Source organism: Borborobacter xinjiangensis (assembly GCF_047739745.1).
GTDB lineage: Bacteria > Pseudomonadota > Alphaproteobacteria > Rhizobiales > Rhizobiaceae > Pseudaminobacter.
Window position 1 is genome coordinate 1 of sequence record NZ_JBLLVA010000011.1, and the last position, 23,508, is coordinate 23,508.

26 protein-coding genes and 1 pseudogene are annotated in these 23,508 nt (G+C 61.2%); 6 read left to right on the top strand and 21 right to left on the bottom strand.

The window, feature by feature from the left end; translation table 11 throughout:
• Window positions 1-175 precede the first annotated feature (175 nt).
• The 6 genes from ACLKMW_RS13270 to ACLKMW_RS13295 form a co-directional block, all read right to left on the bottom strand.
• Window positions 176-976 (bottom strand): ABC transporter ATP-binding protein, encoded by an 801-nt coding sequence (locus ACLKMW_RS13270; RefSeq protein ID WP_415724941.1) that lies wholly within the window; start codon window positions 974-976, stop codon window positions 176-178.
• Between the two features lie 40 nt (window positions 977-1,016).
• Window positions 1,017-1,790 (bottom strand): ABC transporter permease, encoded by a 774-nt coding sequence (locus ACLKMW_RS13275; protein WP_415724942.1) that lies wholly within the window; start codon window positions 1,788-1,790, stop codon window positions 1,017-1,019.
• 64 nt (window positions 1,791-1,854) lie between these two features.
• A complete protein-coding gene (locus ACLKMW_RS13280; RefSeq protein ID WP_415724943.1) occupies window positions 1,855-2,847 on the bottom strand; it encodes an ABC transporter substrate-binding protein in 993 nt (330 codons plus the stop codon).
• A 312-nt stretch (window positions 2,848-3,159) separates the two neighbouring features.
• Window positions 3,160-4,158 carry a CobW family GTP-binding protein gene (locus tag ACLKMW_RS13285; RefSeq protein WP_415724944.1) on the bottom strand — a complete coding sequence of 333 codons (999 nt, stop codon included), beginning with the start codon at window positions 4,156-4,158 and terminating at the stop codon, window positions 3,160-3,162.
• 2 nt (window positions 4,159-4,160) lie between these two features.
• Window positions 4,161-4,628 (bottom strand): RidA family protein, encoded by a 468-nt coding sequence (locus tag ACLKMW_RS13290; RefSeq protein ID WP_415724945.1) that lies wholly within the window; start codon window positions 4,626-4,628, stop codon window positions 4,161-4,163.
• Window positions 4,629-4,648: 20 nt separating this feature from the next.
• A complete protein-coding gene (locus ACLKMW_RS13295; RefSeq protein WP_415724946.1) occupies window positions 4,649-5,386 on the bottom strand; it encodes a GntR family transcriptional regulator in 738 nt (245 codons plus the stop codon).
• Here ACLKMW_RS13295 and ACLKMW_RS13300 point away from each other — a divergent pair.
• A complete protein-coding gene (locus tag ACLKMW_RS13300) occupies window positions 5,318-5,515 on the top strand; it encodes a hypothetical protein (RefSeq protein ID WP_415725085.1) in 198 nt (65 codons plus the stop codon). The genes ACLKMW_RS13295 and ACLKMW_RS13300 overlap by 69 nt on opposite strands.
• A 106-nt stretch (window positions 5,516-5,621) precedes the next feature.
• Window positions 5,622-6,997 (top strand): annotated as a pseudogene (locus ACLKMW_RS13305) (cytosine deaminase).
• Between the two features lie 82 nt (window positions 6,998-7,079).
• On the opposite strand, the gene ACLKMW_RS13310 reads toward ACLKMW_RS13305, so the two are convergent.
• The 9 genes from ACLKMW_RS13310 to ACLKMW_RS13350 all read right to left on the bottom strand — a co-directional run bounded on the left by ACLKMW_RS13310 (window position 7,080) and on the right by ACLKMW_RS13350 (window position 16,392).
• Window positions 7,080-8,069, bottom strand: a complete 990-nt coding sequence (locus ACLKMW_RS13310) for an isochorismatase family protein (RefSeq protein ID WP_415724947.1) — start codon at window positions 8,067-8,069, stop codon at window positions 7,080-7,082.
• Window positions 8,069-8,266, bottom strand: coding sequence for a 2-hydroxymuconate tautomerase (locus tag ACLKMW_RS13315; protein WP_278026411.1), 198 nt, complete (start codon window positions 8,264-8,266; stop codon window positions 8,069-8,071). Before ACLKMW_RS13315 ends, ACLKMW_RS13310 begins: the two co-directional genes overlap by 1 nt.
• A 1-nt stretch (window position 8,267) precedes the next feature.
• Window positions 8,268-8,951: a resolvase gene (locus tag ACLKMW_RS13320; RefSeq protein ID WP_415724948.1), complete on the bottom strand. Its 684-nt coding sequence runs from the start codon at window positions 8,949-8,951 to the stop codon at window positions 8,268-8,270.
• Window positions 8,948-10,294: a dihydroorotase gene (locus ACLKMW_RS13325; protein ID WP_415724949.1), complete on the bottom strand. Its 1,347-nt coding sequence runs from the start codon at window positions 10,292-10,294 to the stop codon at window positions 8,948-8,950. Before ACLKMW_RS13325 ends, ACLKMW_RS13320 begins: the two co-directional genes overlap by 4 nt.
• Entirely contained in the window at window positions 10,294-11,181 is an 888-nt protein-coding gene (locus ACLKMW_RS13330) for a dipicolinate synthase subunit DpsA (RefSeq protein WP_415724950.1), read from the bottom strand. The genes ACLKMW_RS13325 and ACLKMW_RS13330 overlap by 1 nt, the downstream gene beginning before the upstream one ends.
• On the bottom strand, window positions 11,178-12,266 hold the full coding sequence (locus ACLKMW_RS13335) for an NAD/NADP octopine/nopaline dehydrogenase family protein (protein ID WP_415724951.1): 1,089 nt from the start codon (window positions 12,264-12,266) through the stop codon (window positions 11,178-11,180). The genes ACLKMW_RS13330 and ACLKMW_RS13335 overlap by 4 nt, the downstream gene beginning before the upstream one ends.
• A 195-nt stretch (window positions 12,267-12,461) precedes the next feature.
• Entirely contained in the window at window positions 12,462-13,901 is a 1,440-nt protein-coding gene (locus ACLKMW_RS13340; protein WP_415724952.1) for an amidohydrolase family protein, read from the bottom strand.
• A gap of 122 nt (window positions 13,902-14,023) precedes the next feature.
• On the bottom strand, window positions 14,024-15,196 hold the full coding sequence (locus tag ACLKMW_RS13345) for a M24 family metallopeptidase (protein ID WP_415724953.1): 1,173 nt from the start codon (window positions 15,194-15,196) through the stop codon (window positions 14,024-14,026).
• A 35-nt stretch (window positions 15,197-15,231) separates the two neighbouring features.
• Entirely contained in the window at window positions 15,232-16,392 is a 1,161-nt protein-coding gene (locus ACLKMW_RS13350) for a mandelate racemase/muconate lactonizing enzyme family protein (RefSeq protein WP_415724954.1), read from the bottom strand.
• A 165-nt stretch (window positions 16,393-16,557) separates the two neighbouring features.
• Here ACLKMW_RS13350 and ACLKMW_RS13355 point away from each other — a divergent pair, with 165 nt between their 5' ends.
• Window positions 16,558-16,872, top strand: coding sequence for a hypothetical protein (locus ACLKMW_RS13355; protein WP_415724955.1), 315 nt, complete (start codon window positions 16,558-16,560; stop codon window positions 16,870-16,872).
• A gap of 204 nt (window positions 16,873-17,076) precedes the next feature.
• Here ACLKMW_RS13355 and ACLKMW_RS13360 read toward each other — a convergent pair whose 3' ends face one another.
• The 5 genes from ACLKMW_RS13360 to ACLKMW_RS13380 form a co-directional block, all read right to left on the bottom strand.
• Window positions 17,077-17,400, bottom strand: a complete 324-nt coding sequence (locus ACLKMW_RS13360; protein WP_415725081.1) for a cupin domain-containing protein — start codon at window positions 17,398-17,400, stop codon at window positions 17,077-17,079.
• Between the two features lie 22 nt (window positions 17,401-17,422).
• Entirely contained in the window at window positions 17,423-18,706 is a 1,284-nt protein-coding gene (locus ACLKMW_RS13365) for an O-acetylhomoserine aminocarboxypropyltransferase (RefSeq protein ID WP_415724956.1), read from the bottom strand.
• A 155-nt stretch (window positions 18,707-18,861) separates the two neighbouring features.
• Window positions 18,862-19,383 (bottom strand): CoA-binding protein, encoded by a 522-nt coding sequence (locus ACLKMW_RS13370; protein WP_415724957.1) that lies wholly within the window; start codon window positions 19,381-19,383, stop codon window positions 18,862-18,864.
• Window positions 19,380-19,805 (bottom strand): VOC family protein, encoded by a 426-nt coding sequence (locus tag ACLKMW_RS13375; protein WP_415724958.1) that lies wholly within the window; start codon window positions 19,803-19,805, stop codon window positions 19,380-19,382. The genes ACLKMW_RS13370 and ACLKMW_RS13375 overlap by 4 nt, the downstream gene beginning before the upstream one ends.
• Window positions 19,806-19,807: 2 nt before the next feature.
• Window positions 19,808-20,626 (bottom strand): enoyl-CoA hydratase, encoded by an 819-nt coding sequence (locus ACLKMW_RS13380; protein WP_415724959.1) that lies wholly within the window; start codon window positions 20,624-20,626, stop codon window positions 19,808-19,810.
• Between the two features lie 137 nt (window positions 20,627-20,763).
• Here ACLKMW_RS13380 and ACLKMW_RS13385 point away from each other — a divergent pair, with 137 nt between their 5' ends.
• The 3 genes from ACLKMW_RS13385 (at window position 20,764) to rpsI (ending at window position 22,398) form a co-directional block, all read left to right on the top strand.
• Complete coding sequence (locus tag ACLKMW_RS13385) at window positions 20,764-21,237, top strand: PaaI family thioesterase (RefSeq protein ID WP_415724960.1); 474 nt, start codon at window positions 20,764-20,766, stop codon at window positions 21,235-21,237.
• 218 nt (window positions 21,238-21,455) lie between these two features.
• Window positions 21,456-21,920, top strand: a complete 465-nt coding sequence (gene rplM, locus ACLKMW_RS13390; RefSeq protein ID WP_415724961.1) for a 50S ribosomal protein L13 — start codon at window positions 21,456-21,458, stop codon at window positions 21,918-21,920.
• Between the two features lies 1 nt (window position 21,921).
• Window positions 21,922-22,398 (top strand): 30S ribosomal protein S9, encoded by a 477-nt coding sequence (gene rpsI / locus ACLKMW_RS13395; RefSeq protein WP_415724962.1) that lies wholly within the window; start codon window positions 21,922-21,924, stop codon window positions 22,396-22,398.
• A gap of 86 nt (window positions 22,399-22,484) precedes the next feature.
• Here the strand turns inward: rpsI and ACLKMW_RS13400 are convergent, their stop codons facing one another.
• Entirely contained in the window at window positions 22,485-23,507 is a 1,023-nt protein-coding gene (locus tag ACLKMW_RS13400; RefSeq protein ID WP_415724963.1) for a glycerophosphodiester phosphodiesterase family protein, read from the bottom strand.
• Window position 23,508 lies beyond the last annotated feature (1 nt).

The window sequence follows — 23,508 nt, forward strand, 5'->3', positions numbered from 1 at the left end:
TACGGTGTCGGCGGACGCCGCGACACGCGGCTCGTTCGTTTCGATCTCACGCGGAATGAAAATGATTGCGGGCATTCGTTCTTCTCGGCGCAGAGAATCATCCGCCGGAATCTCTCCGGCGGCACAATATTGCCTGACATTTCAGACGATCGGCCGTACCGAGCGGTGCCGCCCGCTAGTGCGCGACGAGAATGCCCTTGGCCTCGAAAATTTCGCGGATTTGCCGGACATAACCGTGATAGGCTTTGTCCTCATGCGTCCTGCCCCACTGGCGCGGGCGCGGCATGTCTATCCTGAGATCTAGGTCGACGCGGCCGGGCCGCGGCGACATCACCAGCACCCGGTCGGCAAGGAACACTGCCTCGTCGATGCCATGGGTGATGAACAGCACGGTGTTGCCCAGCCTGAGCCACATCGCCTGCAGATCCATGATCATCTGTTCGCGCGTCAACGCATCGAGCGCGCCGAAGGGTTCATCCATCAGCAGCAGGCCCGGCTCCTGGATCAGCGCGCGGCAAATGGCGACGCGCTGGCGCATACCGCCGGAGAGTTCGGAGGGGTACTTGTTACCGAAGCCCTCGAGCCCTACCTGGGCCAGAAGCTCCTCCGCCCGTGCACGATATTTCGTGACATCGAGCTTTTTGATCTCGATAGGCAATAGGATATTGTCGAGCACCGTACGCCAGTAGAGTAGAAGGTCGGACTGGAAGACGACTCCAATCTTGGGATGCGGCTTGGTAACCTCCTCGCCGTCGATGGCAATGGTGCCGGTCGAGGTGCCGGTCAGGCCGGCCAGCAGCGACAGAAGCGTGCTCTTGCCACAGCCGCTGGGGCCGACCACGGCCACGAAGCTGCCAGGCTCCAACCTGAGGTCGATCTTGTCGAGGGCGAGGACATCGTCGTCCTCACGCGTCTTGTAGATCTTCGATAGGTGCGAAATGTCGACCGCCGCGCCCATTTGGGAAATGGCATTCATGGGATTGCCTCGCTGAACCTTTATTGCTTTTGGGGCCGGCCTATTTGGCGACGTCGCGCTTATAGGCGACACGGCTCTCGACAAAATCGATCACGAAGTAGAGCACCACCCCGAGACCGGAGATCGTCACGACAGTCGCAAAGTTAAGCGTCGTGTCGAAGAGCGAATTGGCCTGAAGCTGAAGATAGCCAAGGCCGCGCTCGGCCGCGACATACTCGCCGATGACTGCACCGATGACCGCAAGAGACACCGCCACCTTGAAGCCGCCGAAAATATTAGGCAGCGCTGCCGGCAGGCGAATCTTGAAGAAGGTCTGCCATTCACTGGCGCCCATGGAACGGACGAGGTTGACCAGATTCTTGTCGAGCGACTGCAGCCCCACCACAGTCGAGATCACGATCGGGAAGAACGAGATCAGGAATGCTAGCGTGATCTTGGGAGCCCAGCCGTAGCCGAGATAGAGCACCAACAGCGGTGCGAGTGCCACCTTGGGTACTGTCTGCAGCGCCACCAGGATCGGGTAGATGGCACGTTCGAAGGCCCGAGAATAGAAGATGGATAGGGCTAAGGGAATGCCGATCAGCACGCCCATTGTAAAACCGGAGACGACCTCGAACAGGGTCACGTAGGCATGGGTGGCGAGCAGCGGAAACTCGCTGACGATGCGCTTGGCAATAGCCAGCGGCGTCGGCAGCACGAACTCCGAAAGGCCCAAGAGCGGAACCAGTGCCTGCCAAGCACCAAGCAATGCGGTTGCGAGGATGAGCGCCGAGTAGCGCTCGAGCCAAGGTCCTCGCGACTTTTTTCTGCTCATGTTTTTGCCTTGCTTTGCATGCGCGCGACCGGCGCCTATTACATCCGTGCTCGCCACCGTAACCTCACTGCGTCAGAAGTTCATTGGTGTAGAAGGACGATGCCGGCTTGGGATCGTCGATCTCCTCGACGCTGCCGATCAGCTTGAGCGCGTCGGCGATCGCCTTCTCGTCTATCCAGCCGATGGGCTTTCCGCTCGGCACGGGGATAGACGCCGACGTGGCCTCAATCTGCTGGCGGATGACCTGGTCGGACGGGCCGGCCTGCCAGACAGACTTCAGTGCCGCAGTAGCGGCGGCCGGATCGGATCGCGCCATTTCGATCGCCTCGGCATTGGCGGCGAGAAAGCTCCTCAGGGCCGGGCCCTTCTTGGCGATGCCGTCATCGCTGGCGACCACCGCCATGCCGGGGATGGCAAGACCATACTCAGTCATGTCGAGCGTCGGGAACTTTTGACCGATCTTGTCCTCGAGAACGGGCAGATCGTTGGTCTTGTAAACACTGACTGCATCAACCTGCTTCTGCAGGAATTGTGGCACGCGCGACTGCGAGTCCATCTGAACCTTCGAGATCTTGCTGCAGTCCACCTCGTTGATCTCGCAGAAGGCATCAAGATACGAGGTGCCGGTCTCGCCGACTGCGTGGGCGATGGTCTTGCCTTCAAGATCCTTCGGCGTATTCACCGCCTTATCGGGATGGGAGATCAGGGCAAGCGGCGACTCCGGCTGGTAGAGCGCCACGATCTTTATCGGCATGCCCTTCTGGATGGCCGAGATGGCGAAGATGCCAGGCAGGATGACGGCATCCTCCTGACCCTGAATGAGTGACCCGAGAGCGGCCTGCGATCCTGCACCTTCGCCGAGCTTCAGGGTCACCCCTGCATCCTTGTAGAGACCTTTCTGCTCTCCCAGATAAAAGAAACCGTACTCGCCCTTTAGCTTCCAGCTAAAACGGACATTGACATCCTCGGCCATAGCGCTCTGGCTTGCCATGAGCGTGGCGAAGGCGGCAGTCGCGGCAATTGCGGCACCGCGGATGGCACCTGTGGCATGCAACATTTCACTCCTCCTCCTAGCGTACGCCCTCCAGCGCCCCTTTGGCTGGAAGGCTTGCCTTTCCCAAGAATTGAACTCCTCAATCCAATTCTTGATCTCATCGTGTGATCACAGTCGACGATTGTCAAGCATGATTTTGGCGGGAGCCAGCGGTATTTTTGACTCGCTGACCTCACGCGCGATTATCCCCGCAGCGCTTCGGCGAAGCATCACGATCGCTTGCGGATTCACCACGCGTCGTGTCGCCGCAACAGCCGTTTCAGTGACAGGTCTGTTGCAAGGAGACGAAGTTGCCGCACTTGAATGGTGTAGGTGTCAGCACGACGCCGCAAAGGTTGTGGCCAGCGAATTCTCGATGGCTGAACGACTCAGATCGCGGGCGATGAACACCAGCCAGCCGCCCTCGGAGCCCTCTGGCCAGCGCGGCAGATATTCCGGCGGATAGACGACATGCTGAACGCCGTGGATAACGACAGGGCGAGGGTCGTTCAGTACAGACAGTAGCCCCTTGACCCGGAGAATAGACTGGCCACGACCAGCAAGCAGTAATTCCAACCAGTCGACAAAGGCCGCCCAGTCCACGGCCTTCTCGACCTTTACGGTGAAGGTTCCGACAGCGGCGCTGTGCTTTCCGACAATCGGAACATCGGACATTTCGATGTGGCGTGGCTGCCAATCGTCAGGCTGGTAGAAGACATCGACAGAACTCGGCCTGCACGCCTTGCTCGACACCAGTCGCCTGACCGACGGGTTGACCTTGGTAATGTCAAGTTCGAGCGCATCCAGGCGCCAAGGCTCCACAAGATCGGATTTGGTTATGATGACGCAGTCGGCTAGCGCCACCTGTTGAACGGCTTCGGCAAATTTTGCGATCGATCCGGCGCCCCCGATGCCGTCGACCGTTGCGACGATGCTTCCCGCCCGATAGCCGCGTCGCAATTGCAGGTCGCTCATCACAGCCTGCATGATCGGTGCGGGATCGGCGAGCCCTGTCGTCTCCACAACGACGCGGCGAAAAGGCGGCACCCGGCCGCAGCGGACCATCGCGAGCATGTCTGCCAGCGTCGAGACAAGGTCGTCGCGCACGGCGCAACAAAGGCAGCCTGAGGACAGAAGCACTGCGTCCTCGGACACTTCCCGGACCAGCAGATGGTCGAGGCCGACTTCCCCAAACTCGTTTATGACGACGGCCGTGTCGGCAAAATCAGGCTCACCGAGCAGATGCCTGAGGAAAGTTGTCTTGCCGCTGCCGAGGAAGCCGGTCAGCACATGGACCGGGATCCGGTCGTCCGCTTCTGACGCTGCCGGCAGCACAATCAGCCGATTTCAAAGATGGCGTCGATCTCGACCGGCACGTTGCGCGGCAGAGAATAGCAGCCGACGGCGGCGCGGGCATGCCGTCCGGCTTCGCCGAACACCTCGACCATCAAGTCGGAGGCGCCATTGATAACCTTGGGGTGATCCTTGAAGTCAGGCTCGGCATTGACGAAGCCACCAAGCCGGATGACGCCCACGACCCGGTCGAGATCGCCATCCAGCGCCTGCTTGAGCTGAGCGAGGATATTGATGGCGCAAAGGCGCGCGGCAGCTTGGCCTTCCTCAATCGACAGATCCGAGCCGAGCTTGCCTGTGAACACATCCTTGCCGCCCTCAGCAGGCACTTGGCCGGAAATGTAGATCTGGTCGCCGTGCCGTCGCGCAGGCAAATAGTTGGCCAGCGGCGCCGTTGTTGCCGGCAGCATAATGCCAAGGCTCGCCAACTTGTTCTCGATCTTCCCCGCCACGGCGAGTTCCTCCTGTGAAATCAATAGTCGAATTGCAGTTCCGGACCATGTGTGAAGGGCAGCTCCAAACCCTGTGGGCCGGCAACGCTAAGCAGCGCTTTGCAAGTTGTGCGAATGTCATGGACAATGCCCTTCTTCGCCGCAGCCGCGTTATTTTCCTTGAGCGCGGCGAGAATTTCCCCGTGATCCGAGGCATTCCACGGCATCGATGGGATCAGCAGCGACATGTACATTGTCGGGCCGAATTGCAGCCATAGCGATTCAATCAGCGGCATCAGCACCTCGGAGGCCGCTGCCTCGTAAAGCGTGAAGTGGAACTGCTGATTGAAAGACAGGCAGTTTAGGATGTGGCGCTCTTCGATCGCCGTCAGAAGCTCCTTGTTGATCGCTGTCAACTCTTCGATCAATCCCGGTTGAGCTTTCTTGGCAGCCAGTTCGGTCGCCATGCCCTCTAGCACCTCACGCACGGCAAAAAGGTCGCTCAGCTTGTCCGGGCTTAATCTCGGCACGCGCACCGAACCACCCTTCGTTTCTTCGAGGGCATTTGCTGCGACAAGACGGCTGAGCACCTCACGCACTGGCATCGGGCTGGTGCCGAAGCCTGCGGCCAGCTTGCGCAAGCTCATCACCTGTCCGGGCAGGAACGCGCCGACCATCAGTCCGCGACGCATATAGCGAAGGACATGCTCGTGAACATGACCGCGCGGCGGCTTCGCACCATTGCTGCTGGGCTCGATTTCCGCCTTTATCATCATCATCCTGTCTTTGCCTCAGTCACTTTCCTAATGCATTGCGATCCGGTGGGAACAGTCGATGCCGCTAATCCCTCAAGTCGCGCCGACGCCAAGCTTGAAGTTGACAGGCCAATTTGTGATCTCATACTGTGATCAATATACGATGTGGACGAAACCGGCAACCTTAAACTGCCGCTAAGGCCAAGAAGGAGAACGCCGGCATGAAGCGCGTCACCATGCTCCAGATGGAGTTCCGCCCATGACTGCACCCGTTGTCGACCAGGCTGGGTTGCGCGAGAAGATCGCCAACGGTGCCAGGACAGGCCGATACATATTGCGCAATGTGCGCCTCAATAGCGCCGTGACAAGAGCAAGCGCCATGGATGGCACGCGTGCCGGCTTTTTTTTGCCGACGTGACTGTCGAGAACGGACGGATATCGGCAACAGCTCCTGCGCGCAGCCAGTCCGCTGAAACGAGCGAGGGCGATACGTTCAATTCCATAGATGCCGCCGGCCGCGTCGCCCTCCCCACCTTCGTCGATTGTCACACCCATCTCGACAAGGGCCATATCCTGCCACGCACGCCAGCGGCCGATGGAACCTTCGAAGGAGCGCTTGCCGCAACCCGCGCCGACCGCGCTGTCCATTGGTCGGCTGGCGATGTCGCCAAGCGCATGGATTTCGCACTGCGCTCAGCATTCCACTATGGCACGGCGGCGATGCGTACCCATCTCGATTCACAGCCACCGCAGGACGCCATTTCGTGGCCGGCCTTGATGGAACTTCGGCAGCATTGGCGCGGCCGCATCGACCTGCAGGCCTCCTGCCTGTTTCCCATCGAAATGGCGCGCGACGACGCCTTCCTCGACCAAATCGCAAAGCGCGTCGCCGCAGCCGGCGGCACACTGGGAGCAGTGACCTATCCCGTTACCGACATCGACCATCTGCTTCGGCAAATGTTCCGGGCAGCGTCCCGGCATGGCCTGGACCTGGACTTCCATGCCGATGAAACGGCAGACCTCTCCGCCGACGCGCTGTCTCGCATTGCCGGGACGGCACTCGGCCTGTCCTTCTCCGGTAGGGTGCTGGTCGGACATTGCTGCTCCCTGGCAATGCAGGATGAGGCGGTTGTCGATGCCACGCTTGACAAGGTCGCAGCAGCAGGTGTCGCCGTCGTGTCTCTGCCGACCTGCAATCTCTACCTGCAGGACCGCCGCCGCAACGGCACGACCCCGAGATGGCGCGGCGTAACTTTGTTGCACGAGATGAAGCTGCGCGGCATCCCCGTGGCGCTCGCCTCCGACAACACGCGCGATCCATTCCATTCTTATGGCGATCTCGACATGCTCGACACGCTGCGCCTGGGCACACGCGTCCTGCATCTGGACCACCCGGCCGGCGACTGGATCAGGGCCGTCACCAAAACACCGGAAGAGATCATGGGCCTCGAAGGCAAGGGCAGCATGGCCGAAGGGCAGCCAGCCGACTTCGTCCTGTTCGAGGGGCGGTCTTGGTCGGAAGTGCTGTCGCGCGCAGAGAGCAACCGCATCGTCGTGCGCAACGGCACACCAATCGCCACCACCCTGCCCTCCTATGCAGAGCTCGATGGGCTCCACGGCCTGGCGCTCGATTGAACCGTAGCCAAGTCGAGCAGGCCAGAATCCAAAAAAAGGCCGCTGATACCAGCGGCCTTTTGCATCGATCGCTCGCCAGCGGTCAGGCCGTGGCGCCGACCTGATAGAGCTCGACCTTGGTGCCATCGGGATCGGCGATATAGATCGTCAGGCCGTAAGGTCCATCATGCAGGTCAGTGTAATAGCGCACGCCTGCCTTCTTCAATTTGGCATCCATCGCCCGCACGTCATTGACCTCAAAGGCTATGTGATCAACTTGGCGATGATCAGCCACCTTGCCATGGATCAGGGCGATGCCCTGATGAAAGGCTGTGAACGGTCGGCCGTCGGCCAGCGGCTTGGCCGGCCGGATCGTGAAGCCGAGCAGGCTGGTGTAGAAATCGACCGACTTGTCGATGTCATTGACCATGATCAGCTGGTGACCATAGTTGGTGACACGTGGCTGGACCTGCTCGCCGATCCAGTCGAGTACTTCGGACGAATGGGCGATCTCGCATAGATACTGCTTCCAAACCTGCTTGGCAGTGGCCTCCCATTCGGCGTTGACGCCCGATACGCAGTCGTCGACGGCAATCACGTCGAGGTCGCGCAAATAGGCTTCGCGGATCGAGGTTTCGACGCAGGCATTTGTGGTCGCCCCGGTGACAAAAAGATGCTGTGTTCCGAGCATCTTCAGCATCATTTCGAGCCGCGTCTCGTAGAAGGCTCCGAAACGATGCTTGCGGATAACGAAGGCGGGATCAAAGTCCGCCAGCGGCTTCAGTTCGTCTATGATCTGCTCATCCCAGCTTCCGGCCAGCGCCGACACCTGTTTGCGACGGGCAGTGTGGCCGAGCAGCTTCTTCTTGGCGCGATTGTGATCGACGGCGAAATGCTCCTGCATCGTCCAGATAACCGGGATGCCGGTGTCCTGACAGCGCTTGATGAGCTTCGCCAATGGCGGCACGATCGAAGCCAGGCGCTTGGTGTCGACGCCGGAAATGCCGAGCGTTCCCTTCTCATGAATGAAGGCATTCTGGAGATCGATCACCAGCAGCGCCGATTTGCGATAGTCGAGAGCCTCGAGTCCCATCACTTGTGCTCCACCATGTCGATGCCGAGCACGCCACCGCGGCCCCAGCTTTCCTTTGGCGTTTCATGGATCACCACATGCAGGTGATCGGGCTTGCAGGCGGCCTCCTCGACCATGGCCTTGGTGATGGCTTTCACGAGGTTTCGCTTCTGCTCGACAGTGCGACCCTCCCACATCTCTACGACGACGAACGGCACTTTATTCCTCCTCTCTTTCGCTGGGCGACGCGCCAGCGGCCCAGACGGGCACGGCGGGCGCGAAACCCGAAACCAGATCGTTGTTGGCCCGGTCGGTGCCGGAAAGCAGCCAGAGCGGGCGATTCGAATAATTGACCAGCACCATCTCTTCCATGCAGGCGCGGTTGGCAGGATGGTGCGGTTCGCGCTCGAACCGGCTGGTCGCCGGCATCAGCCTGACGACATAGAGCGGTTCGGAAGCATTGAAGCCGGCGAGCACATCGGGGCCTATCTCCTCAAGGCTGACCGCCTTCGCCTCCGGCACTTCCCTGCCGACCGTCACCAGCACCAGGGCACCGGCGAGCGGCGTGACCGGCCAATAGCGGCCTTCGCGGCCCTGGCCGAGGAATTCACCGTAGTGGCCGGCCTGGGTAAACAGCTCGCTGTCCCAAAGGATGATATCGGGTCCGATCACTTCGCGTGCGGCGTCGATCACGACATCGCTCTCGCATAGGTCCAGAAAGCACCACGGGTCGGTCAATCCGATGCAGTGGCCCCACGGATTGTGGATCCCCGACAACCGCTCCTGGCGCACCGTTGCCTTGCGGGCAATGATGCCTGCTATCGCTTCGCGCACGGGCAGACGCGCCGGTATCAGCGAAACCCGGCCGGCCAGGTCCAGTTGATCAGGGGCCGAAGGTGTCATGACGGCAGCGTCACACAGCGGCCGCGGCCGTAGTTAGTGTCAGCGACCACCCCATTTTCGTACACGACGTCGCCTCGTGCCACCGTCATCACCGGCCAGCCCTTGAGCTTCCAGCCTTCATAGATGCAGGTGCCCTTGCCGGTGTGGGTGACGGTGCGTTCTTCGTCGAGATCGACCAGCACCAGGTCGGCGTCGAAGCCGACATCAATATGGCCCTTGCGCGGCCACAGACCGAAGCGGCGCGCCGGATTGAACGAGTTGAGTTCGACCAGGCGGCTGAGCGGCAGGCCGCGCTGGTGGACGCCGAAATGCAGCATCAGCGACAGTTCCCACGGGAAACTGACGACGCCGGGGAATTCAGTCCACAGGTCCTCGAGCTTCTTGGGCAGGAACGGCACGTGATCAGTACCGAGGCTGTAGACCGAGCCGTTGAGCATGCCCGCCCACAGGCCTTCGAGCTCGTTGCGGTCGCGCAGCGGAGGCGAGATCTTGGCGCGCATGTCGAGATCGTCGTCATAGCAGGTGCGCGTCAGGTAGTGCGGGCAGGTCTCGACCGTGACATGGACGCCGCGCGCTTGCGCTTCGGCGGCCAGCACCGGGCCCATGCCGACCGATGTGTGGACCAGATGTAGCGAGCAACCGGTCTTTTCGGCCAGGAATATCATGCGCCGGATGGTTTCGACTTCGCAGAAGGCCGGACGCGATTCGGTGTAGGCGCCGAGATCCTGGCGGCCGGTCGCGGCGATCTCCTTCTTGATCCACGAGGCGATCTGGGTATTTTCGCAGTGGACGTTGATGACGCCGCCCGGAACCTTGGCAAGGATGCGCATCGCGGCATAGACCCAGCCGTCGGTCGCCGGCACGATGCCGATCGGATTGTCGGGCTCGTAGCCGAAATAGCACTTGAACGACTTCACGCCGGTCTTGGCGATGATCTCGGGGATTTCGGCAATGTGCTCTTCGCGCTGGATGCCGAAGTGGAAGCCGAAGTCGATGACCGAGTTCTCCTCGCCCAGCGCTTTCCGCTCCTCGTAGAACGGCAGATAGGATTCCTTGAGGTTGCGGATGTAGAGCAGTGCGGTGGTCACGCCACCCGAAGCAGCAGCCGCAGTCTCGGTGCGCATGTCCTCGGCGAAGGGGAACTTGACGCCGAGGTGGCAGTGCGGGTCGATCAGCCCCGGCATCAGGACGCGGCCTTCGGCGTCGATCGTGCGGGTTGCGTCGGGCAGCGATTCATCCGATCCGGTCAGGACGATCTTGCCGTCCTTGACCGCCACGCCTCCATGGAATTCGCCGTCGTGGCGAACCACCCGCGCATTCTTGATGACCAGATCCGCTTTCATCACTTCTGCTCCAGTATGCTTTCTATACGCCGGCTGATGCCGCTCCATTGGCTGCGTCCGACGGTGATCGGCGCACGCGCGCCCATGCCGCGCGCCCAGACGCTCTTCAGTCCCAGTTCGGCAGCCGCATCCCTGTCGATCGTACCGGGAGGAGCCGCGACATCGACCAGCAGCGCATGCTTGGGCAACAACTTGAGCAGCTCGCGTTCGAGCAGCCGCTTGGGCACGCTGCCGATGACGATGTCCATGTTCGGCAGATATTCCGGCAATTGTTCGAGCGTCAGCGATTCCGCACCCGCCGCATAGGCGGCCGCGCGCTGGACCGGGTTGCGCGCCGCGACATGGACATGGGCGCCAAGCGCGACAAGCGTATTGGTCAGCAATGAGCCGATGGTGCCCTGCCCGACCAGGCAGACGTTGGACTTGTGGATGGTGATCTGGGTGTTCTCGATGATCACCTTGAGCACGCCCTCGATGATTGCCGGGCCGCGCAGCAGCATCAGGTCGACGTCCCACTCATATTCGTGCAGCGTGATGCCGAGCGCTTCGCAATGGCCCTTCAGATTGGCGTCGCCCCAGCCGAGAATGATATGGCCAGGCTTGTTCATGCGGGCGAGCATTTCGCGCGTCGGAATGATCTTCTCCGAGCACTTCGGCGCAAACAGCGCTCCCTCGGCGGTGATGCCGGGGATCGGGAACAGCGCGATGTCGGCGCCCTTCAGCGCGTCCGCAGCGTCCTTTGCGTGGTAGACACCCTCGATACCCTCATCCGGCCAGGGGAAACCGTAGGCGCGGACGGACGCTCCGGCACGGACCGCGCAACGGGCGATCTCCTGTTCGCGGGCATCGCCGGCGACGACGGCGATGACTGTATTTTGCCAGCTCATTGCACCCTTACCTTCTGAATTACCTGATCCCTGGACATGCCGGCGATGCCCATCGCTTCGGCGGTGCGGCCACCCTTGCGATAGTCGGTGCCGACGGTAATCTGAGCCAGGTTATAGAGCGAATGCGCGACCGGCGTTTCGACGCCTGCGATCTTCGCGAATTCAAGGAAAGGCAGCAGGCCATGCCCGAAGTCTTCCTTGTAGTAGCGGTATTCGAGCGAGTCAGGGCCCTTGATGCGCTTGTTGGCCTCGCCGCCGGCAATCGCCGCGCGGAAATCGCTGGTATCGACCACATCGGCTTCGACCGTGCCGAGCAGCTTCATCTCCTCGATGAGATTGGGAAGATCATGCCCGAAGGCCTTGGCGACCGCCAGCCGTTCGTCGTCGAGCTGCTTCATGACGCGGGCGACGCCGGGGGTCATGGCATCGACGTAGAAGGTGAAGTTACCGCCCGTCGCCTCGACCCAGGCCGCCGCCAAAACAGCCGCCGGTGGATGCAGGACCATATTGACGTTGGAGAGATCGGAGGCAATCACGTCGGCAACCGAAGTAAGGCCCGGATAGAGCTTTCCCGCGATTTCCAGAACTTCCGAACCACCCTTGAGCGCTGCCGCCTTGAGCTGCTTGGCCCGGCCAGAGACGGTAACGCCGTCGGGGCGATACTTGCGCGCGACATAGGTCAGCGTCGAGAATTCAACGACTGGGGGTGCCTCGCGGCCGATGCGCGAGAAGGTCTCGGCAAATTCAAGTGCACCGCCGGTATGGCCGGGGTTAAGCACGACAGGCTTGGTCGACGGCCAACCGGCGGCAGCAAGCGCCGAAGCAATGGCCGAATGCGAGAAAGTCGGCAGCACAACGACCGCGACGTCGACGCCGTCGATGGCCGCCTTGAGATCGATGGTGATCAGCGCCGGCTTGGCGACGCCCTCGCCGAGCTTGCCTTCATATGCGACACCGCCGAGCTTGACATGCGGCTCGAGTGTTTCCGCCGAACGCGCCCAGAAATGCACGTCGTGACCAGCCTGGACCAACTCCGCGACTGATGCTGCACCGCCCGCGCCTGCACCTAATACTGCAACCTTCATACTCTCCTCCGAGGATCGAAGCGCGGCGATTCTAGCCGCGCGCCCTCAAGCGCCATGGTGCTGCGGACTGATTCCCGATGCCATGCGCCGGTTTGATTACCATCAATCAATTTGATCACATCTGGGGCCGATCTCTCCCATGCAGCCTGTGAACTGGTAACATTTCCGCATCGGCAGACGCGGAAGCGCTGGTGGTCAATTTCCTTCGTCGTAGAGCGTCGTGGTCGTCTCGACACCGTGTTCGTGCAGGCCGGCGCGCACGACAGCAGCGGCTGCCAGTTCGCGGGCCTTGCGGCGGATGGCTGGTTCGTCGACGCCCTGCACCTTGCCGTCGGCATAAAGCACCTTGCCGTCGACCCAGGTCTGGGTGATCGAGGCCGTCGAAGCCGAGAACACCAGTGCCTGCAGTGGATCATAAAACGGCGTCCATTCGACATGGTCGAGGTCGAACAGGATGAAGTCGGCCTTCTTGCCGATCTCCAGCGAACCGATCTCGTCGTCCCACATCAAGGCGCGCGCGCCTTCGATGGTGGCCGCGCGCAGCGCCTGCCGGGCGGTGAAGATGTCGGGCTGCATGCGAGCATCCTTGAACATGCCGGCAACGACCAGCATCTGGCGCATCAGATTCATGTTGCCGGCAGCCGACACGCCGTCCGTGCCGAGGCCAACCTTGACGCCGGCCTTGACCATCTCGGGATATTTGCCGATTGCCGTCGCGCCCTTGCCGAGCTTGAACGACGAGCACGGACAGAAGGCGACACTGGCGCCGCGCTCGGCCAACAGCTTGACCTCCTCGTCCGACACGGCGGAGCCATGGGCGATCACCAGGTTCTTGCGGATGCCCCCAGCATTGTCGACGCGGGTGATCGGCCAGCAGCCATACTTGCTTTCGCAGACCCTTGCCTCCTCAATCGAGGTCGCCAGGTGATAGGTCGTACCCACGCCAAGCTTTTCGGCCAGCGCCACTGCGCCGACGTGCAGCTCGAGGCTGCAGGGCTCCTTGCCCTCGATATTGACCCAGCAGCGGGCACGGCCGTCGAGTGAGTTGTTGTAGCGAATGACGCACTCTTCCAGCACTTTCAGCGCCGTCTGCGCGTCCGGGAAGAAGTGGTGATCGGCCATCTCCTCGGTCCATCCACGCGGCAGTTCGGCCGGCCGGTTGTCGGCGGCGTGTCGGCCGGTGATGCCGCGGATGCCGGTCTTTTCCATGGCTCTGATGACAATGCCGGGATCATATTGCGAGCCCATGTCAAGGAAGCAGGTCGTCCCGCAGCGAAGCATTTCGGTGATGCCGAGCAGCGCCCCCCAATATTCATCCTCTTCGGTGATATATGCGTAGAACGGCTTTGCCCAATGGAAGACCCAGGCGCGCGTAGTCAGGTTATCGGGAAACACGGCGCGCGACAGCGTTTCCGACAGATGCACATGGCTGTCGACGAAGCCCGGGCAGATACCCAGCATCTTGCCGTCGATCACCTTGTCGAACGAGTTTCCCTGGTGACGGGCCGCCACTTCGCCGGCCGGGCCGATATCCGCGATGCGGTCGTCCTCGACGACCACACTGCCATTGCGCAGCACCGTGTCGTTCTTGTCGACCGTGAAGGCGAAGTTCAGATTTTCGATCAGCGTGCGCATGCGGCTCCCCTCAATGCTCTAGCCACGGACCCTCCAGATCGCGCCGCCGGTCCGTGACGGCGGGCGATGCCTTTGCGGCCCGGCAGCACAATCATCCGGGCCGCCACTCCGCAAGCCGGCCTTCAGGCGACGGCCTTGACCTTGCCGCCCGGCTTGGCGGTGCCGCAGACGATCAGCTTATCCGTGTCGGCGTAGTCGGACAGCAGCTCGGACCCGTTTGAGGTCACCAGCAGCATGTCCTTGTTCTGCATGCCGTAGCCGAAGCCGGTGTCGTAGCAGAGCGGCTCGAAGCCAAGGACCATATTCTCCTCCAGCGGCGCGTCGCTGCCCGGCTTGCCGAGCACCGGAGTGAGGCCGAGATAGGGATCCTCGTGCAGGTGAAGACCAATGCCGTGACCGACAAAGGAGATCGGTGGCAGGTCGAGCTTGGCGAGCTTGGTTATGAAGGCGTCGTAGATTTCGCGGCAGCTGGCGCCCGGCTTGACCTTCTCCATGATCTCATATTTGCACTCGACGAGATGGGCCCAGATCTTTTCGGCCATGGGGGGCGCCTCCCCTACGATCGCCGTCCGGCAGACCCCGGCCTGATAACCATTGATGACCGAGAAGATCTCGACGCGGCAAACGTCACCGCGCTTGAGAATGCGGTCGGACGGGCCGACATTGGGCAGCATGCTGCGCTCGCCGGTGGCGACGATGAGCAACTTGAAGTGCTCGGCGCCGAGCGAGTAGACATTACGGGTCAGGTGGCCGGCGATGTCCATCTCCGAATCACCTTCATCGACGACCGCCAGCGTGTCGGTGATTGCCTGGTCGGCGATCCGCGACAGCTTGCCGAGCAGCGCGATTTCCTCTGCTGTCTTGATCTGACGCAGGCGAGCCAGGATGGGTTCGGCATGTTGAAAGCGTGCGCCTGGCATCGCCGCCATCAGGCGGGCAAAGTCGCCTGCCGGCAGATAGTCCATCTCAAGGCCAATGCGCGCCTTGCCCAGTCCAAGGCCAGAGAGCTGATCAGCCAGCACCAGCATCGGATCGTCCGAGAATTCGGCCCAGATCCGCGATGGGACATCCGGCAGGCGGCGCCTGATCGTCGAGGCCTCCATGTCGACGCCGAAGATTGCCGTGCGCCCGTCCGCCGTGACGATGGTCATCGCATGGCGGTGGCGGATCAGCGGTTGCGACGGCACCACGAAGCCTGCGGTGTAGGCAAAGTTTTCAGGCGACGAGCAGATGATGGCGTCGAGGCCATGCTCCGCCATGGCTTTGACCTGCTTTGCGACAATTTCTGTGCGCATATTGGGTTCCCTCTCCTTGGATTCTTGGCCAGCGCTCAGTCAAGCACTCGATATTTTTCGATCTTGGCGAGGTCGACATCGATGCCCATCCCGGGTCCCGTCGGCACAATGATGGCGCCATCGACGAACTGCATCGGCTCGATCAGGAGGTCGTCCTTGTAATAGATGCCACCGACCTGGCCGTGCTGCGCCTCGGCGGGAGTTGACACCGGGATGACGCAGGACAGCGTCACCGCGGGCGATGCGGCGGCAAGCTGGACATTGGCAAGATTGCCGATGCCCGTCTCGATGGAGCCGTTGACGTTACATATAAGGCCTGCTGCACGGCAAACTGCACCGACCTCCATCGCCTTGTAGAGGCCACCGGCCTTGGTGGTGTAAATCGAGACTATCTGGATACCGCCATTCTGGATGATCTGGATCGCATCATGCGCGTTCCATGCTGACTCGTCAGCCATGACAGGGGCGTCGATGCGGCGGCCGACCTCGGCGATACGCTCGATGCCCATCACCGGCTGCTCGACATATTTGAGCCCGTTCTTCTCCATCTTGCGCACCGTCTGCACGGCCTCGCCAGGGGTCTTGTAACCCTCGTTGGCGTCAACGCAGATCTCCACGGCATCGCCCGCCACTTCGCGGACCGCATCGACCATGGCGGCATCGCGAGCCGGGTCCACTCCGATCTTGACCTTGATCGTCCTGACGCCCTCCTTGACCAGCTTGGCGACCTCGCTGCGCGCCTCCTCGATCGAGATCAGGCCGATCGAATGGGTGACCGGTACGCGATCGCGCGCCTTGCCGCCCAGCAGCGTATGCACGGGAACATTCAGCCATCGGCCGGCAAGATCATAGGCTGCAAACTCGACTGCCGCCTTCGAATAAGGGTAGCCACGGATGATGGCATCCATACGCGCATGCAGCTCCGCGAAATTGCCGAGTTCGAGCCCTATCACGGCAGGTGCGAGATATGTGTCGATGACAGCGCGTGTTATCATGGCGGACTCGCCGAAATAGCGACCGAACTCGCCACCCCAATCCTTGAGCGCTGGCGCCTCGCCCCAACCAACACGGCCATCGCTATCTGTCATCTTGACCATGACATAGCGGCCTATCACCTCGGTAAGGCCCGCCCATTTATGTTCACGCCGCGTCGGCAATTGTACAATCAGCGTTTCGATGGACTTTATCGTGGGCACCGCTCTTACCTTTTCCTTGTCACTGTGGAGGAGTCGCCATATGATGCGATCATCCAGTGTGATCACAGTTTATGATCATATACCCGGATGTCAAGCCGCATCGTCTGTGAATTTCTCGGCCGCGGAGGGGCATCGGAAGCGAGGGCAAAACGGGAGACGAAAGAGATGATTGTGGAAGCGACGAACTATTTCGCTACGGACGGAAACGCAGAAGCCGCTCTGGAGCAGCGCCGCAAAGCAACCGAAATCAGGCGCAGGCTTCGACTGGAGCCAGGGCGCATCCTCGTGAAGCTGGAAGGCCCGGGACCTGATGTCCGCTGGGAATGCAGTTTCGCAACAAGGGACGCCTACGAAGCCGACCTGGCCGCAAGGGAGGCATCGCCGGAATTCGTGTCCGCACGCAAGCAGATGCATACCCTGATAGACAGGTTTGAACGGCATGTCAGTGTCGAAGACGATGCTCCAGTCCCTGGAGACTGAACTGAAACGAACACAAATATGAGGTCGGAAAAAACGGGAGGCGTTGGAACACTGCGGAGAAAACGCAGGCGAGGACATGCTGGCGCCACGAGTGCGCCGCTTAATTGCAGAGCGGAACGCGCGTCAGCGCGTGCTTGTTGCCGGAACTAACCTCGCAATAACACGGCAGCCGTAGCTTTGCGCGGCAAGGTCAAGGCCGCCGCCTCACGGCAGGCGGATTACATATTCCTTGCGCGTGGTCTCAAGCACTTCCCACGTTCCCGTGAAGCCGGGACGGATGACGAAACTGTCGCCCGCCTTGACCGTACGCGCCTCGCCCCCATCCTGCGTGATGACGGAAACGCCTGACAGGATGTGGCAAAATCCCCATTCGTCGTAAGCGATGCGCCATTTGCCCGGCGTCGATTCCCAAACACCGGCGAATATGCCGCCCTCGGCCTCCTCGACATTCCAGGTGCGGAACTTCGGGTCGCCGGAAAGGAGACGCCCTTCGGCAGGCGCCCCCTCCTCTGCTTCAACCCGCGCCATGTCCAGGCGCAGGAATTTCGAATCAGAGCTTGGCAAGCGCCTGCTCCAGGTCGGCGATGATGTCGGCGACGTCCTCGATGCCGACCGAAAGCCGCACCACATCCGGGCCGGCGCCGGCCGCGACCTTCTGCTCATCGCTGAGCTGGCGGTGCGTCGTGGAGGCCGGATGGATGACCAGCGACTTGGTGTCGCCCATATTGGCCAGGTGCGAGAACATCTCAAGCGATTCGACCAGCTTGACGCCTGCCTCGTAGCCACCTTTCAGGCCGAAGGTGAAGACCGCGCCGGAACCCAGCGGCGAATATTTCTGCTGCAGGGCGTGGTTCCTGTCGTTCGGCAGGCCGGGATAGTAAACCCAATCGATCTTCTCGTGCTTGCTCAGCCATTCGGCAACCTTGAGCGCATTGTCGCAATGGCGCTGCATTCTGAGCGGCAGCGTCTCCAGCCCGGTCAGGATCATGAAGGCGTTGAACGGCGAGATCGCCGGCCCGAAATCGCGAAGGCCAAGCACCCGCGCGGCAATCGCGAAGGCGAAATTGCCGAAGGTTTCGTGCAGCACGAGGCCGCCATATTCGGGCCGTGGCTCGGACAGCATCGGATAGTTACCGGATTTCGACCAGTCGAAGGTTCCGGCATCGACCAGCGCGCCACCCATCGAGTTGCCGTGGCCGCCGATGAATTTGGTCAGCGAATGCACGACAATGTCGGCACCGTGCTCGATCGGCCGAACCAGATATGGGGTGGCCATCGTGTTATCGACGACCAGCGGCAGGCCGTGGCGATGGGCGACTTCGGCTATGGCGGCGATATCGATGAAGGTGCCGCCGGGATTGGCAAGGCTTTCAATGAAAATGGCGCGGGTGTTCTCGTCGATCTGGCTTTCGAAGCTCGCAATATCGTCAGGATCGCCCCACCGTGCTTCCCAGCCGAAATTCTTGAAGGCGTGACCGAACTGGTTGATCGAACCGCCATAAAGCTTCTTGGAAGCAACGAAATTCTCGCCCGCCTTCATCAGCGTGTGGAACACCAGCAACTGGGCGGAATGGCCGGAAGCGGTCGCGAGCGCCGCCGTGCCGCCCTCCAGCGCCGCGACCCTTTCCTCCAGCACGGCCTGGGTGGGGTTCATGATGCGGGTATAGATGTTGCCGAACGACTTCAGCCCGAATAGCGAGGCTGCATGCTCTACATCGTCGAACACAAAGGACGTGGTCTGATAGATCGGGGTTGCGCGCGCGCCGGTCGCCGGGTCCGGCTTGGCGCCGGCATGGACGGCGAGAGTGTTGAAACCGGGAATGCGCTGAGACATTTTTTTCTTCTCCAAAGAATTTCGTGGAAATTTGTGTCCATTCTTGGCCAATGCAATCGGAGAAAGCAAAGAAAACTATTCCAAGAACGGGCTGGTTGTGACCCGATTTACGTCAGATATCGGACAAGTCTGGAACGATCCTCCGAGGCTTAGGGTCAGGACCGGCGGACCCCGAAGTGCTGGAAGCCAGCACGCATAAGCGGCCGCTTCGAGCTGATGACATTGGAATTGACGCCGTTCCAGCCGATCTCGCCCGACAATCTCGCATATTCGATCTTGGGGCAGCGGTTCATGACCACTTTGATGCCGGCTGCTTCGGCGCGTGCGGCCGCCTCGTCATTGCGCACTGTCAACTGCATCCAGATCACCTTGGGCAATGGGTCCAGCGCCAGCGCCTGCTCGACGATCGGCGGCACCGCGCTCGATGCGCGAAAGATGTCGACCATGTCGATGGACACCGGAACGTCGGCAAGCCGGGCATAGACCGGACGCCCGAGGATCTGCTTGCCGGCATGGCCGGGATTGATCGGATAGACCTCATAGCCCTTGTCGATCAGATATTTGGCGACGAAGACGCTCGGGCGCACATCGTTGGCCGACGCACCGACGATGGCAACGGTTTTCACCGAGTTCAGGATATCCGCGATGTAGGCGTTTTCGTAAGTGTCGTGATTCATTCGGGAAGCGTGATACGCCCTTCAGCGTCGATCGGAAAATCGGGATTGTGGGCGACCTCCCAAAGATTTCCTTCGGTGTCGGCGAAATAGCCCTGCATGCCGCCCCAGAAAGCCTTGTGCGCGGGTTTCACGATGCGGCCACCGGCACGCGCCGCCATATCCAGCACCTCGGCAACCTCCTCTTCCGAGCGCGTATTGTAGGCGAGCGCCACCGGCGCATATCCCTCGCGGGCAAACTCGACGCCGGCGTCCCGCGCCAGATCATGACGGCCCCAAAGCGCCAGGATCGCGCCGCCCATCTGGAAAAAGGAAACGTCCTCGGCGAAGCGCTGATTTCTTTCCAGGCCCATCGCCTCGTAGAAGCGCGTCGCGCGCTCCAGATCGTCAACGCCGAGCGTAACCAGCGATATACGCGGTTCCATGCCTACTCTCCTTTCCATTCAGGAGTGCGCTTGCCGATGAAGGCATCGATGCCCTCCTCTGCGTCACGCGCCAGCATGTTTTCGACCATGACGCGCGAAGCGTATTCATAGGCGTCCGCCAGGCTCATTTCGGCCTGCGCGTAAAATGCCTCCTTGCCGATCTTCAGGGTCAGAGCGGATTTCGAGGCGATGATTTGGGCATATTTGTTCACCACCTGGACGAGATATTCGCGCGGCACGACGCGATTGACGAGGCCGAACTCGCGCGCAGTGGCAGCGTCGATGGTCTCGCCCGTCAGCAGCATTTCCATCGCCTGCTTGCGCGAGACGTTACGCGAAAGCGCCACCATCGGGGTCGAGCAGAACAGGCCGATATTGACCCCAGGTGTGCAAAAGGTCGATTCCTGCGAACAAATGGCGAGATCGCAGCTTGCCACCAGTTGCAGGCCGGCCGCCGTCGCCAGGCCATCCACCTCGGCGATCACCGGCTTCGGGTGACGCACGATGGTCTGCATCAGTTTGGAACAATCGGCCATGGTGCGCTGAAAAAACGCCCTGCCCCGGTCAGCGTCCGCGCGGTGAGCGGAGACTTCCTTCAGATCGTGGCCGGCGCTGAACACCTTCCCGGAAGCGGCAAGCACGATCACCCGCACCGACCTGTCGTCGCGGGCCCGTTCCAACTCAGCCTGAAATGCCGCCATCGCTGCGATCGACAATGCATTGGCAGGCGGATTGGCAAGCGTGATGCGCAACACACCATCCGTCAGCTCCGAAAAGACCGGACCTTCCTGAATCGGCTTGAGCGCGACAACCTCGGCCACTTCATCTCTCCCCTGTCTGCTTGCTTTCAGCGTCGTTCATGGATTAGCACGGCTGATAATGAAGAACAGCGATAAACGTGATCGTGCCTCGATGATCTCATGCTCGCGGCGCTTCCCGGCAATCGGAGACCGATGAAATGCCGATCCAGGCCAATATGCAACCGCTGATGACCGCCGGCGAGATCAACGAATTCCTGAAAACGGCCTATCCGCAGCTCAATGCCGATTTCAACGCCTATGAAGCCGTCGAGGTGTTTGCGGGCGGATGCACGGTGAGACTGAACGCCGACGAGCGCCATCTGCGTCCCGGCGGCACCGTATCCGGCCCGTCGCTGTTCACGCTGGCCGATATCGGCGGCTATGCCTGCGTGCTTTCGCATGCCGGCCCCGACGCGCTGTCGGTCACCACCAACCTCACCATCAACTTCATGCGCAAGGCCGAAGCCGGCCCGATCCACGGCCACTGCCGCATCCTTAAGCTTGGCCGGAGCCTCATGGTTTTCGACATCGACATCATCGCCGGCGCGGATGGCCAGACGGTCGCGCATGCCACCGGCACCTATTCCATTCCGCCGAAAAGCAACGCAGTGGCGACGCAAGCTATGCGGTAAAATAATACCGCATCACTAAATAATTGAACTTCAATAGCTTTTCTGCGATCGGTATCGTTTCAATCTCTTGACGTGCGGCACCTGACCCCCTATAAGCCACGCCGAAGCAGCGGCCTTACGGCTGCCGTTTCTTTTTGGCGGATAGCAAGCGCTGTCCTTCAAATCCAAGCAACAAGAAACGCCTTCTCCGGAAGGTTCAGAACGAAAGCAATCGATCCATGAAAACCTTTTCGCAGAAGCCTGCGGACGTGGTGAAGAAGTGGGTGCTGATCGACGCCGAGGGTCTCGTCGTCGGCCGTCTCGCCTCCATCGTCGCCAACCGTCTTCGCGGCAAGCACAAGCCCACCTTCACGCCGCACGTCGACGACGGCGACAATGTCGTCATCATCAATGCCGACAAGGTCGTCCTGACCGGCAAGAAGTACACCGACAAGATGTATTACTGGCACACCGGCCATCCGGGCGGCATCAAGGAGCGCACCGCGCGCCAGCTGCTTGAGGGTCGCTTTCCCGAGCGTCTGCTCGAAAAGGCCATTGAACGCATGATCCCGCGCGGCCCGCTCGGCCGTCGCCAGATGAAAAATCTGCGCGTTTATGCCGGGTCCGAACATCCGCATGCCGCCCAGCAGCCCGAGACGCTCGACGTCGGTGCGCTGAACGCCAAGAACAAGAAGGCTTCGTAAAATGGCAGAGCTCTCCTCGCTCGCAGAACTCGGCACGGTTGCTACCACCACGCAGCCCGCCGCTCCGGTCCACGTCCAGAAGCTGGACAGCCTGGGCCGCGCTTATGCCACCGGCAAGCGCAAGGACGCGATCGCCCGCGTCTGGGTCAAGCCCGGCTCCGGCAAGATCATCGTCAACGACAAGGAATTCGCGGCGTATTTCGCCCGCCCCGTGTTGCAGATGATCCTGAAGCAGCCGATCGTCGCCTCCAATCGCGAAGGCCAGTTCGACATCGTCGCCACCGTCATCGGCGGCGGCCTCTCCGGCCAGGCCGGTGCGGTTCGCCACGGCATCTCCAAAGCGCTGACCTATTACGAACCCGGCCTGCGCGCCGTGCTCAAGAAGGGCGGCTTCCTGACCCGCGACAGCCGCACCGTCGAGCGCAAGAAGTACGGCAAGGCCAAGGCTCGCCGCAGCTTCCAGTTCTCGAAGCGCTGAATTTATTCGATTTCGAATTGCGAAGGCCGCTCCGGGCGGCCTTTTGCGTTTCAGTGCTGCGGAACAGCGCCGCCGCTGCCGGCGATTCAGTTGCTGAGATCGTACGGCACCCGGAAGCCGTTTCTGGTCAGCCAGTCGATGGCGGCAGTCGGCTCGTCGGTCTGGATGATGGTTGCGCCGCGCTCGACCCAGAACCCGTAAGTTTCGCCCGGCTGATTGGCGAGCGTTGCCAGTTCGTCGCCGCGGCCGCCCGAAAGCATGCCGCCGGGCTTGTTGGCAATGGCATAGGTGTTGACCCACAGATGCCAGTCGCCACGGCTCGCTACCGCCCTCGCCCTTATGTCGAACAAAGGTCCGCCGCGGTCCGTCATCGGCGCATCCGCCTGATGCCAGTTGATAAGTTCTGCCGCGTTGGCGGCGAATGCGCTGGTCGCGACCTCCAGGAAGGTTGCGTCCTTGACCGCATCGTCTGCCATGATCGGCATGAAGACAACATCGTCGCCGGTTCTTTCCAGAACCGTCTTCATCTGGCGGATACGCTCGGCATTCCAGAGATTGGCCTTGACCACGAGTTGATCGGCCATGCCCATTTCTCGCGCCACCGCCACGATGCGCGGCAGCACATCGTGATCGAGCTTGTTGTCGATATTGACGAAAATCCGGTCTTTGGTGACGGCGAGCATTTCGCGCAGGCTTGGAATGTGCTCGGCGGTTGCCTCGCCGGTTCCTTCTATCACCAGCCGGCATTCTTGCAGTTGGGAAAGCGTGCGTTCGGCAAGCACGCCGTTGCAGGTCGAGCTGCGGTCGAGCCAGCTATCGTGGAACACCACGAACTCGCCGTCCTTCGATAATTGCACGTCGAGCTCGACCATTTCGACGCCGAGTTCGATGGATGCGGTGACCGCCGCAATCGAATTCTCCGGATAGCGCGTGCGCTGCGCCTCGACACCGCCGCCGCGATGCGCCACCACCATGACATGGTCGCGCCATTGATTGGCGTTTTCGAGACGCTCCCTGATCTGGGCGATACGGGTTGTTTCGGCATGCAGTGCCGAGGAACTCACCGTGGCCAGCAGGCCGACGGCAGCAGCAAGAAGGACTTTGCGCACG

Excerpts from the sequence above, each read along its gene's own strand:
- ACLKMW_RS13270 (WP_415724941.1), bottom strand. The coding sequence starts at position 976 with ATGAATGCCATTTCCCAAATGGGCGCGGCGGTCGACATTTCGCACCTA.
- ACLKMW_RS13275 (WP_415724942.1), bottom strand. The coding sequence starts at position 1,790 with ATGAGCAGAAAAAAGTCGCGAGGACCTTGGCTCGAGCGCTACTCGGCG.
- ACLKMW_RS13280 (WP_415724943.1), bottom strand. The coding sequence starts at position 2,847 with ATGTTGCATGCCACAGGTGCCATCCGCGGTGCCGCAATTGCCGCGACT.
- ACLKMW_RS13295 (WP_415724946.1), bottom strand. The coding sequence starts at position 5,386 with ATGATGATGATAAAGGCGGAAATCGAGCCCAGCAGCAATGGTGCGAAG.
- ACLKMW_RS13310 (WP_415724947.1), bottom strand. The coding sequence starts at position 8,069 with ATGGGACTCGAGGCTCTCGACTATCGCAAATCGGCGCTGCTGGTGATC.
- ACLKMW_RS13320 (WP_415724948.1), bottom strand. The coding sequence starts at position 8,951 with ATGACACCTTCGGCCCCTGATCAACTGGACCTGGCCGGCCGGGTTTCG.
- ACLKMW_RS13325 (WP_415724949.1), bottom strand. The coding sequence starts at position 10,294 with ATGAAAGCGGATCTGGTCATCAAGAATGCGCGGGTGGTTCGCCACGAC.
- ACLKMW_RS13330 (WP_415724950.1), bottom strand. The coding sequence starts at position 11,181 with ATGAGCTGGCAAAATACAGTCATCGCCGTCGTCGCCGGCGATGCCCGC.
- ACLKMW_RS13335 (WP_415724951.1), bottom strand. The coding sequence starts at position 12,266 with ATGAAGGTTGCAGTATTAGGTGCAGGCGCGGGCGGTGCAGCATCAGTC.
- ACLKMW_RS13340 (WP_415724952.1), bottom strand. The coding sequence starts at position 13,901 with ATGCGCACGCTGATCGAAAATCTGAACTTCGCCTTCACGGTCGACAAG.
- ACLKMW_RS13345 (WP_415724953.1), bottom strand. The coding sequence starts at position 15,196 with ATGCGCACAGAAATTGTCGCAAAGCAGGTCAAAGCCATGGCGGAGCAT.
- ACLKMW_RS13355 (WP_415724955.1), top strand. The coding sequence starts at position 16,558 with ATGATTGTGGAAGCGACGAACTATTTCGCTACGGACGGAAACGCAGAA.
- ACLKMW_RS13360 (WP_415725081.1), bottom strand. The coding sequence starts at position 17,400 with ATGGCGCGGGTTGAAGCAGAGGAGGGGGCGCCTGCCGAAGGGCGTCTC.
- ACLKMW_RS13365 (WP_415724956.1), bottom strand. The coding sequence starts at position 18,706 with ATGTCTCAGCGCATTCCCGGTTTCAACACTCTCGCCGTCCATGCCGGC.
- ACLKMW_RS13370 (WP_415724957.1), bottom strand. The coding sequence starts at position 19,383 with ATGAATCACGACACTTACGAAAACGCCTACATCGCGGATATCCTGAAC.
- ACLKMW_RS13375 (WP_415724958.1), bottom strand. The coding sequence starts at position 19,805 with ATGGAACCGCGTATATCGCTGGTTACGCTCGGCGTTGACGATCTGGAG.
- ACLKMW_RS13385 (WP_415724960.1), top strand. The coding sequence starts at position 20,764 with ATGCCGATCCAGGCCAATATGCAACCGCTGATGACCGCCGGCGAGATC.
- rplM (WP_415724961.1), top strand. The coding sequence starts at position 21,456 with ATGAAAACCTTTTCGCAGAAGCCTGCGGACGTGGTGAAGAAGTGGGTG.
- rpsI (WP_415724962.1), top strand. The coding sequence starts at position 21,922 with ATGGCAGAGCTCTCCTCGCTCGCAGAACTCGGCACGGTTGCTACCACC.